The following is a 13,873-nucleotide window of genomic DNA, read 5'->3' as shown; positions in this document are numbered from 1 at the left end:
GAGCAAGTTATAACTTTAAACAGTGGCGGTTTATCGCTTTTTTTAAGCGTTTTTAAGACAAAAAGAAAGCCTCTCGATTAGAGAGGCTTTCTTTGAATTAGACTAAACACAATTCTTGTTTTATTGTGCAGAAGTTTCGATTAACCCGTAACTTCCGTCTTTACGTTTGTAGACGATGTTTGTTTCATTCGATTCTGCATCTGTGAAGACGAAGAATGAATGGCCCAGCATATTCATCTGTAAAACTGCTTCTTCTTCATCCATCGGTTTTAAGTCAAATTGTTTTGTACGAACGATTGTGAAATCTTCTTCGTCTGATTCACTTTGATGACGCGTGTCATTTTCAGCAACTGCAAACGAAACTCCCATTCCATCTCGATCGCGGAATTTACGGTTCACTTTTGTTTTATACTTACGAATTTGACGCTCTAGCTTGCTAACGATTAAATCTATAGCTGCGTACAGATCATCGTGTCTTTCCTCTGCACGTAATGTTAGATTTTTCATGGGTATCGTAACTTCTACTTTTGTTTGGCTATGATTGTATGTTTTCAAATTGACCATTGCGGTAGCATTTGCACCGTCTGTGAAATATCTTTCGATTTTTTCTATTTTCTTTTCGATATGGTCTCGTATTGCGGGAGTTACCTCGATATTTTCGCCTCTAATGTTGAATTGCAACATATTAACTCCTCCTTCTATTGTGCTATCTATACAATTCTATACTTTCCCTCAACTCTCCTTCTTAAAACAAAAAAAGTTTTAAAAACATTTTTGAAGGTAAAATAAGAGAATAAGGAGTTGAGGCAAATGTTCACCAATAAAACAATCATTGTCACAGGTGCATCTCATGGCATCGGTAAAAGTATCGCAACACATTTTGCTATTGAAGGGGCTCGAGTGATTGGATTAGATATTCAAGCAGTTGAAATAAAAGACGTAGAGTATCGTAAATGCGATGTCGGCAATTTTGAAGAGGTCATTTCGGTATTCAAACAAATTCATGAAGATCACGGTGCTGTCCATGCCTTAGTTAATAATGCTGGCATCTCAAACTTTAAATCCATTTGGGAAGTAGAAGAGAAAGAATGGGACCATGTGATAGATACTAATTTAAAAAGCGTCTTTATTTGTAGTCGAGAAGCAGCCCGTTATATGACGGAAGACATCCGCTCGATTATCAACATGACTTCGACTCGGGCGTTTATGTCAGAACCTAATACAGAAACCTATTCGGCATCAAAAGGTGGCATTTATGCGCTGACTCATTCTTTGGCTGCAACTTTCAATGAACAAGGAATTCGCGTCAACTCAATAGCGCCAGGTTGGATTCATACCGGAGAACTTGAAGACCTACGAGACATCGACCACCAGCAGCATTGGAGTGGCCGTGTTGGTGATCCCGCGGATGTTGCCCGTGCTTGCTTATTTTTAAGCAACCCTCAAAACTCATTTATTACCGGAGAGTGCATAAACATCGACGGGGGCATGACAAGAAAAATGATTTACGAGCACTAAAGAAAAGCAAAAGCAGCCCCGTAGATTCTACGGGCATAAGGCAAAACTCAATTGAAAATAACAAAAACCCGGCCATGGCCGGGCTTTTTAATGCAGTTCGAATTCCTTCAACTCTCGTATTTCCGTAGAAATGAGTAATTCCTTTACCGGATTGCGCTCAAAGTCTACGCCGTATAGCCAACCTTCCTCATACTGCTGTTTCCAAACAATCTTAGCATCTGCGGTAATTGTCTCGTGATTTAAGACAAATTTTAAGCGCACAATCTCATCTGTTATCTTTAGCTCTTTTTCAGAATAAAGTTTGGCTCCTTTCGGAGAAACATCGAGTAATAAGCAATAAATCGTCAAATTTCCAATTGGCTTCATCAATTTCAGCTTTATTTCTGGTGGTGCTCCAAATGTATACCGAAAGCTTTCTGATCGTTTATAAAACATGGCAACCACTCCTAATATTTTATTTATCAAGCGCGAATAAGTGTTAATGTCTTAATTTCTTTTGCGCCCTTCTCCTTCAATACTTTTGCAGCTAAGCGCAGCGTACTTCCGGTTGTATACAAATCATCAAACAATAATATTTTTTCTGGTACAGGTTGCCCATTCCACCAAAAAACATCTTGTAGCGCGATTCGTTCAACTTTCGATTTTCCACCTAAACCAATTTCATGTTTTCCGAGAACGTGCACGTAAGGTATAGATGCAGCGTCAAGTAAACGATCCACTTGAGAAAAAGTTCGCTGTCTCAGCTTGTTTTCATTCATCGGTATGGGTACAATCACCGATTTCTGTCCTCGTAATTCCTCTTTTAATTGTTTCGCAAATACTTCTGAAAGTACGACATCTTGTAAAAATTTATAGCGATGCAAGTATTCTTTCATAGCAGGATTATAACGATACAAACTTTTCCCATTATCAATCAGCCCTGCATATTCTGTTTTTTCCCATTCACAACAATCGAGACATTTCTCTTCTCCTACTGCGCTGCAAATCGGACACCCCGTCTCTATGCGTTCAAACTCGGTTTGACATTGGAAACAAATGACTTCTTCTCGTTCCGTAAAAAAAATACTTCTCCACGTTACTTGAAGTGGTATAGTTCGATCACATAAATAACAATTCATTCTACAATCCTCCGTTGTAGGAAATAATCATTTTTTTGGCTTTGTCCATTTGTCGTGTGATGCCATTATGAAAAAAGATGATTTCGCCATCTGGATATTCACTAGATCTGCCGACACGCCCTGAAATTTGGATCAGAGCAGCTGCGTCAAAAATGGCTTCGTCCGCGCCAATTACCGCAACTTGCACGTTTGGAATCGTAATACCACGTTCTAAAATTGTCGACGTTATCAAACCTGGAATTTCTTTTTGACGAAGTTTCATGACTTTTTCTTTTCTGTCTGCATCTTGTGAATAGACTGCTTCGAGTGCTGGATACTTTCTTTTAAATATATCAATTGCTTGTTCTATTAATTCAATCGTCGGAAAAAATAAAAGGAAGGGTTCTTTTTTGTCTATTTTTTCATCTACCCAAACGGTTAATTTTTTGGGGAGTTGTCCTTTCGCAAATGTCTTATCATATCTCCACAAAGACTGGAATTTCGGAATCGGTAATGGATATCCGTGAAACCGCTTAAATAGTTTAGACACATGGGCTACTTGTTTTAATAACTCAGTTGAAGGTGTTGCCGAGACATAAACAATCGGTGCTTCTTTTTTCTTCGCTTTGACTACAGCTCTTTTTAACGCGATGTCATAGGAATAAGGAAACGCGTCTGCTTCATCTACAATCATGACATCGAAAGCATTTTCAAAACGATACAATTGATGTGTTGTTGTAACAACTAGCTGCGCAAAGCCCAGTTCTTCAGGAGCATTTCCATACAAACTATGAATGATGGTATTCGGAAACGCCGCACGCAGTCTCGGAGTCAACTCCAACACTACGTCTGTTCGAGGTGCAGCAAGACAAATCCGCAATCCAATTTTCAATGCCTCGAAAATTGGTGGAAACAGCAATTCGGTTTTTCCTGCTCCGCAAACCGCATAAATAAGGTGATCATTTTTTTGTGAAATACTTTTTTGAACTTCGTGTGAGGCTCTTTGTTGTAGGGGAGTTAAATTGCCAGTCCAATTAAATGAATGGCTTTGAAGAAGGTTCGTTGAGGGAAGCGCCCAAGTTATCAATTCTGTACAAGAACTGATGCGTCCCATTTTGATACAATGCCGACAATAATGACAAATCTGCTGACATGCCTCGCAATAAAAAGGAACTATTTTTTGAAGTGAATGTTCGAGGCATCGTATACATTGTTTTTCGTCTGTTATTCCGAATCGAGTAGTGACAGATCCATTTAATATTGCTCGGTCTATTTGCTCCTTAGGAAAAGGGATAAAATGCCTGAGCCATATTCTACCCGTTAGAAATTCTTCTACTTGCTTCATTTCCAACCACCTTTCGATTGAGAAAAAGCCTCAGCAGGTTTTATTTTTCTACCCAACCAAGACCCATTGCTCCTTCACCTAAATGTGTACCAATAACTGGTCCAAAACAAGAAATTTCAAATTCCACTAGTGGGCAAGTCATTTCCAATTCTTTTTGCCACTGCTTAGCTTCTTCTAGCCGATTAGCATGAATAATTGTTGCTTTCAACTTTTTGTCACCTTTACTCGCATTTTTTAATAAGTTCACAATGCGATTCATTGCTTTTTTGCGCGTCCGAATCTTTTCAAATGGCACAATGACTTTGTTGTCAAAATGTAAAATTGGTTTGATTTGCAACATGCCCCCGACTAAAGCTTGTGCACTGGACAATCGTCCTCCACGCTGTAAGTGTTTCAAATCCTCAACCATAAAATAAGCACGTAATGTTTTTTTCATTTCGTGTAGTTCGGCTAAAATTGCTTGAGCATCTGCCCCATCTTTAGCCATTTCGGCAGCTTTCACCGCATAAAACCCTTGCAACGCACAAGTAAGCTCCGTATCAAAAGAATAAACTTTTATGCCATCAACCATTTCAGCTGCCTGAATGGAGCCTGCATAAGTTCCACTAATGCCGCTCGATAAATGAATAGAAACGATTTCATCATAATGAGCTGAAAGCTGATCGTACAATTCCACGAATTCGCCTAGTGGTGGCTGTGAAGTTTTCGGGAATTCTTCTTTAGCTTTTTGATAAAATTCTTCTACTTTTAAATCAGCTTCTTTAAAAGACTGGTTTCCAAAAGTGACTTCTAGCGAAACCGTATGAATATCAAGCATTTCTAGTGTTTCTTTTGGCAAATAAGAAGTACTATCTGTTACAACTGCTGTTTTCATGAATAAATCAGCCTCCTCTGCTAGTTTATCAAAATTTGCCATAGAAAAGACATAAATAAAATGACTAAACAAAAAAATCCCCCGCAATGCGCGGGAAATTTTTATTGATTGCCAACTAGATGCACACCGCTTACTTTCCATTCATCGTTTTCTTTTTTAAAAATGACCACTTGACGAGCCGTTTGCTCGACAGCATCTTTGGAATTTTCAGCTTTCATCTTCACATTAAGGGAAGCAAAAACTTCTGCGCGATTTTCTTCGTATTTTACAATGGTCTCATCACTTGTTTCATATACGCTATCATAAGTTTCAAAAGCTTGAACTAAAGCGGCTTTATCTTCCTCCCGATCAAATCCATCAGGATCTTGCGCAATGGTATTCATATATCGATCAATGTCTTCAGAGTTAAATGCCGCTATATATTCTTTATAAGCAGCCAATAAATGACTGGCCGGTTCTTCAGGTACGTCCGCTGCTATAATATTGCCTTGGTCATCTACTGTAAAACCAATTTTTTCTGTCTTTTCTTCCTTTACTTCCGTTTCTTCAATCCCGTGGTTAACCGCATTATTTTCGCTAGTTGCATTCCCATCTTCGACCGTGTTTTCATTGACTGAAGGTTCTTCGGAATTTGAACAGGCAGCTAGTGTCAAAATTAGGCCTGTCGCTATAATCATTTTTTTCATCATGCATTCCTCCTGCGCTTCATTTTGCCATAGGGAGATAGCGAATACAATGAAGAAACTGTGTCATCTATCAAAACAGAATTTTTTTCAGATTTGCGATACACTAGTATGTAGAAATAAAGGAGGCGTTCACATGGAAAAAAGAGATGCACGACAAATTTTAGAACAAAAAATGAAAGAAACGCGTCCCCAGTGGAGCCGTAAACAACCTGCTCGACCAAAGAAATACAAATCGAGTATGCAGAAAGTAGAGAATTACGTTGTTTTGGATTTTGAAACCACCGGGTTGCGTCCTGGAAACGATAAAATAATCCAAATCGGTGCAGTTAAATATATGAATCACGAGCGTGAAGAAACCATGTACTTGATGGTAAATCCCCAATGCCCGATTTCAAACACAATTACTCGAATTACAGGAATCACAAATAAAGATGTAGAAAATGCTCCTGTTATTGAAGAAATCGCTCATGACCTAATTACTTTTATCGGAGATCTGCCGATCATTGCGCATAATGCACCTTTCGATATGGGCTTTCTTTATGCACTTGAAGATATCACACCAATTCCCGAATACACTGTAATCGATACAGTAAAATTGGCGAGAAAAGCGATTACTCAAACACCCAACCACAAATTAACAACCTTAACCGCATTTTTAAAACTAGAACACGATGCCCACGATGCATTAGGCGATTGCCTAGCAACAGCAGCCATCTACCAATACTGCTACGACCGGTTATGAGAAAAGCGGAAGCAACCGTTTTAGCTCCGACAGGCGTAAGGCGAGCTGGCGAAGTGGCATCTTTTCAGCCACACAGCCAGAACGACTTACGACCCGAGGAGCTGGTTGCTGGAGTCTAGACAAGGAAAAGCGGAAGCAGCCGTGTAGAGCTAAAAAGTAAAAAAAAACGAGGAATCTGCCAATACGCAGATTCCCCGTTTTTTATCTTACTTCAACCCAACCATTTTTGATAGCAGTTACAACTGCTTGTGTACGGTCATTCACTTGCATTTTTTGTAAGATGCTTGATACATGGTTTTTAACTGTTTTTTCAGAGATAAACAAGGTTTCACCAATCACACGATTGCTTTGGCCGTCTGTTAATAACTGAAGAACTTCGCTTTCGCGTTTTGTTAAAAGATGGTACGGGCGACGGATTTCCGTTTGGTGGAAAGAGCCTTTATTTTCACGTTCGCTCAAACGACGGAATTCCATTACTAAATTGCGTGTAACTTTCGGGTGTAAATAAGATCCACCTTTTGCTACCACTTTAATCGCTTGAATAATAGCATCTGCATCCATTTCTTTTAGCATATAACCTAAAGCCCCGGTTTTAAGCGCGTGAGTCACGTACGATTCATCATCGTGAATGGACAGCATAATGACTTTAGCATCAGGAAATTGAGCAATCAATTCAGCTGTAGCTTCTACACCATTTTTTTGTGGCATATTAATATCCATCAATACCACGTCTGGTCTATTTTCTTCATATAATTTGATGACTTCGCCACCGTCGCCACCTTCGGCAACAACTTCAAACGAGCTTTCAAAATCTAAAATTCTTTTTACACCTTCACGGAATAGTTGGTGATCATCAATGATAATTATTTTTGTCATTATGTCGTCCTCCTCGAATACCCTATCTTATATACCCTTTTTAAAAGGTATATGAAACATTAACATTGTTCCGTTACCAGGTGAGGAATTGATAATCAAGTTGCCTTCGACTAATTCAATCCGTTCTCTCATCCCTGTTAACCCAAACGATTGATTTTTCACAATCCCTTGATCGAAACCTATACCATTATCTGTTACCATGATTTGCACTTGGTTTTTCAACCACTTCATTTCTACCGTAATATCATTTGACTTGCCGTGGCGGATTGCGTTTGATATCCCTTCTTGTACAAGACGAAAAATGGTCGTTTCATAATTATTCGGCAACCGTTCTTCTTTTCCACTTGAAAGAAACTTCAATCCAACCCCTTTATTATATTCTTCGATTGTATCCATGTACTTTTTCAAAGTAGGAACTAGCCCGAGATCATCGAGTGTCATTGGGCGCAAATCATAAATGATTCTTCTCACTTCAGTAAGTGCTTGCCTAACCATTTCTTTTAATGACGTAATTTCTTGAAAAGCAGGTTCAGGACCTTTTTCACGGTACGTTCTTTCAATCAAATCTGAACGAAGCAAAACATTCGCCATCATTTGGGCAGGTCCATCGTGAATTTCTCTTGATAAACGCTTTCTTTCTTCCTCTTGCACTTCGATGATACGGAGGCTATAATCTTGAAATGTCTTATTCTTATCGATCGCTTCGTCAACATTTTCATAATCTGAAACTAAATAACTGCTAGCGACATTTATTTGATTGACTAGGCTTTCAGCTCGTTCTATCGTCTGAAGTAAAATTTGAAGCCGACGCTGCAACTTATCCCGTCGTTGGCGACATTTCTTTTCTTCGTTGCGATTAACAGATAATTCTACTTGAAGGTCATTTGCCTGTTCGTATACTTGACGAACTTCGCTTTCAGTAAAAGAACTAAAGAATTGAGATACTTCCGCTAAACGCCTTCGTGCTGCACGGGTCTTTTCTTCTAAAAGATCTCCAGCTTCAATAATCGTTGAAATTTCCACACGGACATCTTCCAGTTCATTTTTCATCTCTTCATAACTTTGGCGACTTTCTTCACTAATGACGAAAATATCTTGTTTTGCCTGTTCCATCCCATCTAACATTGCATTAAAAATAGAATCAGGTATGTTCCCACCGATTTTCTTTGCCATTTCAAACCCGCCTTAGCTATACTGACTGTGTCTAGGTATGAGTCTTGCTTCTTTATACCTTGTCGGTTGTAATTAAGTATATCACTATATACGCAAGTAAATGTTAAATATACATTACAAATTATCTGATTTCATTTTACAACAGGAGGAGTTAAATTGCGAGAAAATTACACAACTGTAGGCAATTCTGGCAGTGCAGAAATACTTATCCAAAAATCTAGGTTTATTGGACATGTTGCTAGGGCTGAAACTGAACAGCAAGCCATAGAGTTTATCGATTCGATTAAACTCCTACATAAAACAGCTACTCATAATTGTTCAGCATACCTAATTGGTGAACACGACTCAATTCAAAAGGCGAATGATGACGGAGAACCTAGCGGAACTGCTGGATTTCCTATGCTCGAAGTTTTAAAAAAACAAGGTTTAAAAGATACTGTCGTTGTAGTCACTCGCTATTACGGTGGCATAAAACTAGGTAGTGGTGGATTAATACGAGCTTATGGAAAAGCCGTTTCAGCTGCTCTTACAGCCGCTGGGATTGTCGATAGACAATTACACTATTTAATGAAAACTTCTATTGATTACACTTGGCTTGGAAAGCTTGAGAATGAAATACGTCAATCACCGTTCCCATTAGATCACCTAGAATATACTGAAGGTGTAGACATGTATATTTATGTTCCCGTTAAAAAAGAGATGGAATTTATCGATTGGATAAATGGTCTGACAAACGGACAGGCTCAAATTAGTACTGTGGACAGTCAGTTTCTTGAATTCGATCCACTTTAAATTCTTTTCATTTACGCATGCGAAGAATCACTGTATAATATCAAAAGCATAGAAAAATGAAATATTCTTACTAGCCAAATTTTATACAAACATACGGAATATTCATCATTAAGATTGGATTAATCCGAACTAATTACTCGGTTGGCCCATAATCCATAGAGGAGCAACTTACATGAACCGAAAATATTATCGGAAAACCAAAAATGACAAAAAGCGGACCATTCTTGTAATAATTGCTACTTTAGCCGTTTCCTTGCTTATTTGTGTTTCAGCATATGGAATATACTTAATTAAGAAAGCAGAAACTGCTGTAGATACGGCTTTTGAACCCGCGGGCAATATAAATGAAGATATCGAACCGCTTACTGACAATATTTCCATTCTATTTATAGGCGTGGATGATAGTGCAGAGCGAAATCAAAGTAATAACAATATCCGTTCTGACGCACTCGTTCTCGCTACGTTAAACAATGAAGATAAATCGATTAAACTTGTCAGTATCCCACGAGATACTTATACCTTTATACCAGATAGCGGAAGAGAAGATAAAATCACTCACGCTTATGCATATAATGGACCTAGTTCCACTATCAAAAGTGTGGAAATTTTATTGGAAGTTCCAGTCGATTATTACCTTCGCATGAATTTCGATGCATTTATCGAAGTGATTGACGCTCTCGGAGGGATTAAGGTCGAAGTGCCATATGATATTATCGAACAAGATGAAAATGATTCACAAAGCGCCATTGAATTAAAAGAAGGAATCCAATTTCTTAACGGCAGTGAAGCTCTTGCACTTGCAAGAACTCGTCATTACGACAACGATATCGAACGTGGGAAACGTCAACAGATGATATTAGAATCCATCATGAATAGAGCAGTATCAGCAGGTTCTATCACTAAGTATGGAGATGTATTTGAAGCAGTCGGAGATAATATGAAAACCGATCTGACTTTCAAAAACATAAGTTCATTGTTTGAATACGCAAAAAACGGTAAACCAGATGTAGAAACAATCACTCTTGATGGGTACGATGATATGTCTACCGGAATTTATTATTGGAAACTTAATGAAGAATCGTTAACAGAAATCCAAGATGTTTTACAAAGTCATCTTGGATTAAAAACTGACACATCTAATTTGACCCAAATAGAATCAAACTCAGAGGTTGCTGACTTCCAAACTGAAGACAAAAAAACACCACAGTAAAAACTGTGGTGTTTTTTTCTAACTAAAATACTTCTTATATAAAACTTGATTCTATTCCCTATCAAAAAAGAGTGAGTTTGAAGTATATGCTTCAAACTCACTCTTTTCACTTACCAATTAGTCGAACTAGATTTAACAATGGACGGTAATTCTTGCCTGCCAAGCCGACTACTTCTACAAAAAGTTCAATTGCTAGTAACATTACGCTAAGTAGCAATATGCCTCCCCATAAAGTCGATTGAGAGAACAAAAGAGCTGCCAAGCCGAACAAAGCTGCAATTCCGTAAATGATTAATACTGTCTGACTATGTGAAAAGCCAATATTCAACAAGCAATGATGCAAATGAGATTTATCGGCTTCTGAAATCGATTTTTTCTCACGAACACGACGAACAATTGCGAAAAATGTATCTGAAATCGGCACACCTAGCATAATTATCGGGATGATTAACGCTACAACTGTAACGTTTTTGAAGCCCATTAAGGCCAGGACCGAAATCATGAACCCTAAAAACAATGCACCTGTATCCCCCATAAAAATTTTGGCAGGGTGGAAATTATAAACTAAAAACCCTGAAGTACTAGCTGCTAATAGCGCCGCCATTGACATAACATACACATCGCCCATAATAAATGCCATAGCTGCTAAAGTCAGCAAAGCAACTGTTGATACACCAGCTGCCAACCCATCAAGACCATCAATTAAGTTGATGGCGTTGGTAATTCCAACTATCCACAGAATAGTCAAAGGAATACTAAAATAGCCAAAATCCAAGACGCCTCCAAAAGGTAAGTTAATGAAGGAAATTTCGAGTCCACCACCGACGACAACAATTCCAGCAGCAACGAGTTGCCCAATTAATTTTGCTTTGGCGCTGATTTCATACATATCATCTAATACACCTGTAATAATAATTAATAAAGCACCTAAAATAATCGCTGTTTCAATCGGTATAAATGAAGCTTCAATAGCATTAGAAATTGGATCTTGAGGTTTTAATGTGAAATATGCGATTAAAAATGACCCGAAAATGGCCAATCCGCCCAAACGCGGCATAATTCTCGCATGAACTTTTCGATAATTTGGTCGGTCGACTGCACCTACGCGAAAGGCAATGCGTTTAACAACCGGTGTTAGCACAATCGAAGCAATAAATGCCAAGACCATCATGAGGTATAGCATGTCTTCCCTCCTTAAAATAACTTTTACACATACTTATTCATTGACATTATAGCATGACTGCGCAAGAAATAAAGCGAAACCTACTTATACACTATGTTTTCCTTTGGGTTTTCTAAATATATGACGTTCATCTTCTGTATAAAGTTCCTATCCTTTCGCCATTTCCCTAAACTAAATTACTCCTTACTCTATCAAAAAAACTGCGCTCTAAAAATCGGACTCTAAAGAAACGATTGAAGTAATATTACCTATATATTTTTTAAAATATAAGTAATTTTAATTACTTAATCTATAAATATATGATATATTAAATAGACTATAACATTATTTTCATTATTCGATTAGGGGTGTAAGCCAAATGGATGACACGCTTCAAAACTACTCACTGAAAAAGGTGTGGACACCTTGGGATGAAGCTGCTGTATTGAAAATGGATTATCAATCCCGGGCAGATCTTGCGAAGACCATTAATTGTGAAGGGTTACTTGTTGACTTGTCTATGGATCAGCATGCGGAAGTAAGATCGGGTGTTGCTACAAACATTCATACTCCTCTTTGCACTTTAACAAGGCTAAGTAATGAAGATTTATGTATTACGGTGAAAAGTTCTGCTAAAAAAACTTTAATAAGCCTTCAGTTGGCATCAAAATAAACTTTTGATGTTTAGTTACTACATTAGATGGCTATTGTAGTAACAACAAAAATAAAAAATTGAAGGAGGAATCATTAATGAGTGATAATAACGGCTTTTCAGACAAACTAAAAGGTGCTGTGAACAAAGGAAAAGGCGAGATTAAAGACCAAGTTGGAAACGCTACGAATGATACCGATAAGCAAGTTGAGGGTAAAATGGATAAAGCAAAAGGCAATGTCCAAGATAAAATTGGAGATTTCAAAAACAATAATAAAAAATGATAAAAGCCCAGCTAGAAAAAGCTGGGCTTTTATTTATGTTTTTTAAAGTTTTCAAATATTAAATCACTCTGTTATAATAAGTACCCGTATATACATGTTATTTACGGAGGAGCTTATGATGGAAAAGAATGCGCTTACAAAAATAGATACTTTAACTTTAGGACTTATGCTTTTTGCCCTGTTTTTAGGTGCTGGGAATATCATCTTCCCCCCTTATCTAGGACAACTTGCCGGTGACCAATTAATCTTAGCCATCTTTGGCTTTTTATTAACTGGTGTCGGGCTCCCTTTACTTGGTATTTTAGCAATCGCTAAAGCAGGTGGAGATTTACAGTCGATTGCAGGACGTGTCCATCCCGTTTTCGGAATCGTTTTCACATTGATTGTTTATTTAGCAATTGGCCCTTTCTTTGGGATTCCACGTACAGCAACAGTGGCATTCGAAATTGGGGCTGCGCCTTTTTTACCATCTACCCTGACTGAATCTTTTTGGCCATTAACAATTTTCACACTAGCTTTCTTTACAATTACTGTTTTGTTTGCGATGAATCCTACAAAACTTGTTGATAGAATCGGTAAAATTTTAACTCCCCTATTAATAGCGGTTATTGGCATGCTAGCGATAAAAAGCTTTATCAACCCCATGGGCTCTATAAATTCACCTGTTGGAAATTATGACACTGAAGCATTTTTCGAAAGTTTTTTACAAGGCTATCTAACTATGGATGCCATTGCTGCTTTAGTGTTTGGGATCGTTATCATCCAGTCAATTCGAAGTAAAGGAGTTACAGATACTCGAGTTATTTTAAAGACTACGGCATATGCTGGATTTATTGCAGCTATTGGGTTATCTACTGTTTACTTATCTTTAAGTTATATTGGCGCTACGAGTGTCGAGGCTATCGGCTTACAAGATAACGGTGGTATTATCATCGCTATGGCTTCCCGAGTACTTTATGGTGAAATCGGAGGAATCATTTTATCTGTAGCAATTACCTTTGCCTGTTTGACTACGTCTATCGGACTGGTATCTGCTACTGCCCAATTTTCGTTTAAAATTTTCCCTAAGATTTCTTATATGAGTTATGTTTTATTTTTTGCGATTTTCTCCGCGTTTATAGCAAACATTGGGTTAACACAATTAATTGCGATCTCTCTACCAGTATTGCTCGCTATTTATCCAATCGCTATAGTTTTAGTGATTTTATCATTTTTTGATCGTATTTTTTACCGAAAACCTTTTGTCTATATACTCGCGTTATCTACAACGGCAGTTATTAGCATATTCGATGCTTTACGCTCATCAGGTATCGCTTTTGAGCAACTAGATTCCATCTTCCGTCTTCTTCCACTTTTTGAACAAGGAATTGGTTGGGTTTTACCAGCTACAATTGCCACGTTAATAGGAATCCTAATCGCTCGAACTGCACACAAGAATAACTAAAAGAGCGTTCCCGAAATG

16 protein-coding genes are annotated in these 13,873 nt (G+C 38.0%); 7 read left to right on the top strand and 9 right to left on the bottom strand.

What is annotated here, in order from left to right:
• Positions 1 to 120 precede the first annotated feature (120 nt).
• Positions 121 to 684, bottom strand: coding sequence for a ribosome hibernation-promoting factor, HPF/YfiA family (gene hpf / locus MLE13_RS00470; protein WP_276323758.1), 564 nt, complete (start codon positions 682 to 684; stop codon positions 121 to 123).
• 126 nt (positions 685 to 810) lie between these two features.
• Between hpf and MLE13_RS00465 the strand changes: the two genes are divergently transcribed.
• Positions 811 to 1,518, top strand: coding sequence for an SDR family NAD(P)-dependent oxidoreductase (locus MLE13_RS00465; protein WP_240747519.1), 708 nt, complete (start codon positions 811 to 813; stop codon positions 1,516 to 1,518).
• Between the two features lie 87 nt (positions 1,519 to 1,605).
• Here the strand turns inward: MLE13_RS00465 and MLE13_RS00460 are convergent, their stop codons facing one another.
• The 5 genes from MLE13_RS00460 to MLE13_RS00440 all read right to left on the bottom strand — a co-directional run bounded on the left by MLE13_RS00460 (position 1,606) and on the right by MLE13_RS00440 (position 5,520).
• On the bottom strand, positions 1,606 to 1,953 hold the full coding sequence (locus MLE13_RS00460) for a PilZ domain-containing protein (RefSeq protein WP_240747518.1): 348 nt from the start codon (positions 1,951 to 1,953) through the stop codon (positions 1,606 to 1,608).
• 26 nt (positions 1,954 to 1,979) lie between these two features.
• Positions 1,980 to 2,636 carry a ComF family protein gene (locus tag MLE13_RS00455; protein WP_240747517.1) on the bottom strand — a complete coding sequence of 219 codons (657 nt, stop codon included), beginning with the start codon at positions 2,634 to 2,636 and terminating at the stop codon, positions 1,980 to 1,982.
• 1 nt (position 2,637) lies between these two features.
• Positions 2,638 to 3,960: a DEAD/DEAH box helicase gene (locus MLE13_RS00450; RefSeq protein WP_240747516.1), complete on the bottom strand. Its 1,323-nt coding sequence runs from the start codon at positions 3,958 to 3,960 to the stop codon at positions 2,638 to 2,640.
• A 40-nt stretch (positions 3,961 to 4,000) separates the two neighbouring features.
• Complete coding sequence (locus MLE13_RS00445) at positions 4,001 to 4,834, bottom strand: DegV family protein (RefSeq protein WP_240747515.1); 834 nt, start codon at positions 4,832 to 4,834, stop codon at positions 4,001 to 4,003.
• Between the two features lie 101 nt (positions 4,835 to 4,935).
• Positions 4,936 to 5,520 (bottom strand): DUF4440 domain-containing protein, encoded by a 585-nt coding sequence (locus MLE13_RS00440; protein WP_240747514.1) that lies wholly within the window; start codon positions 5,518 to 5,520, stop codon positions 4,936 to 4,938.
• A gap of 133 nt (positions 5,521 to 5,653) precedes the next feature.
• On the opposite strand from MLE13_RS00440, the gene MLE13_RS00435 reads away from it, so the two are divergent.
• The gene (locus MLE13_RS00435; protein WP_240747513.1) at positions 5,654 to 6,262 is read left to right on the top strand and encodes a 3'-5' exonuclease; all 609 of its coding nucleotides are present in this window, start codon (positions 5,654 to 5,656) and stop codon (positions 6,260 to 6,262) included.
• Between the two features lie 201 nt (positions 6,263 to 6,463).
• On the opposite strand, the gene MLE13_RS00430 is transcribed toward MLE13_RS00435, so the two are convergent.
• A complete protein-coding gene (locus tag MLE13_RS00430; protein WP_008431348.1) occupies positions 6,464 to 7,138 on the bottom strand; it encodes a response regulator transcription factor in 675 nt (224 codons plus the stop codon).
• 27 nt (positions 7,139 to 7,165) lie between these two features.
• Entirely contained in the window at positions 7,166 to 8,311 is a 1,146-nt protein-coding gene (locus MLE13_RS00425) for a sensor histidine kinase (RefSeq protein WP_240747512.1), read from the bottom strand.
• A 156-nt stretch (positions 8,312 to 8,467) separates the two neighbouring features.
• Between MLE13_RS00425 and MLE13_RS00420 the strand changes: the two genes are divergently transcribed.
• Together MLE13_RS00420 and MLE13_RS00415 are read left to right on the top strand one after the other, a co-directional pair.
• Entirely contained in the window at positions 8,468 to 9,103 is a 636-nt protein-coding gene (locus tag MLE13_RS00420; protein ID WP_240747511.1) for a YigZ family protein, read from the top strand.
• 172 nt (positions 9,104 to 9,275) lie between these two features.
• A complete protein-coding gene (locus MLE13_RS00415) occupies positions 9,276 to 10,313 on the top strand; it encodes an LCP family protein (protein ID WP_240747510.1) in 1,038 nt (345 codons plus the stop codon).
• A gap of 106 nt (positions 10,314 to 10,419) precedes the next feature.
• On the opposite strand, the gene MLE13_RS00410 is transcribed toward MLE13_RS00415, so the two are convergent.
• Entirely contained in the window at positions 10,420 to 11,496 is a 1,077-nt protein-coding gene (locus MLE13_RS00410) for a glycosyltransferase family 4 protein (RefSeq protein WP_240747509.1), read from the bottom strand.
• A 358-nt stretch (positions 11,497 to 11,854) separates the two neighbouring features.
• Between MLE13_RS00410 and MLE13_RS00405 the strand changes: the two genes are divergently transcribed.
• The 3 genes from MLE13_RS00405 (at position 11,855) to brnQ (ending at position 13,855) form a co-directional block, all read left to right on the top strand.
• Complete coding sequence (locus MLE13_RS00405) at positions 11,855 to 12,148, top strand: hypothetical protein (RefSeq protein WP_240747508.1); 294 nt, start codon at positions 11,855 to 11,857, stop codon at positions 12,146 to 12,148.
• Positions 12,149 to 12,225: 77 nt separating this feature from the next.
• The gene (locus MLE13_RS00400; protein ID WP_240747507.1) at positions 12,226 to 12,411 is read left to right on the top strand and encodes a CsbD family protein; all 186 of its coding nucleotides are present in this window, start codon (positions 12,226 to 12,228) and stop codon (positions 12,409 to 12,411) included.
• Between the two features lie 118 nt (positions 12,412 to 12,529).
• Positions 12,530 to 13,855 (top strand): branched-chain amino acid transport system II carrier protein, encoded by a 1,326-nt coding sequence (gene brnQ, locus MLE13_RS00395; RefSeq protein ID WP_240747506.1) that lies wholly within the window; start codon positions 12,530 to 12,532, stop codon positions 13,853 to 13,855.
• Positions 13,856 to 13,873 lie beyond the last annotated feature (18 nt).

The sequence above is a fragment of the Planococcus halocryophilus genome, from assembly GCF_022489025.1.
In the GTDB taxonomy this organism is placed as follows: Bacteria; Bacillota; Bacilli; order Bacillales_A; family Planococcaceae; genus Planococcus; species Planococcus halocryophilus_A.
This window is presented reverse-complemented; position numbering and strand designations above follow the sequence as displayed.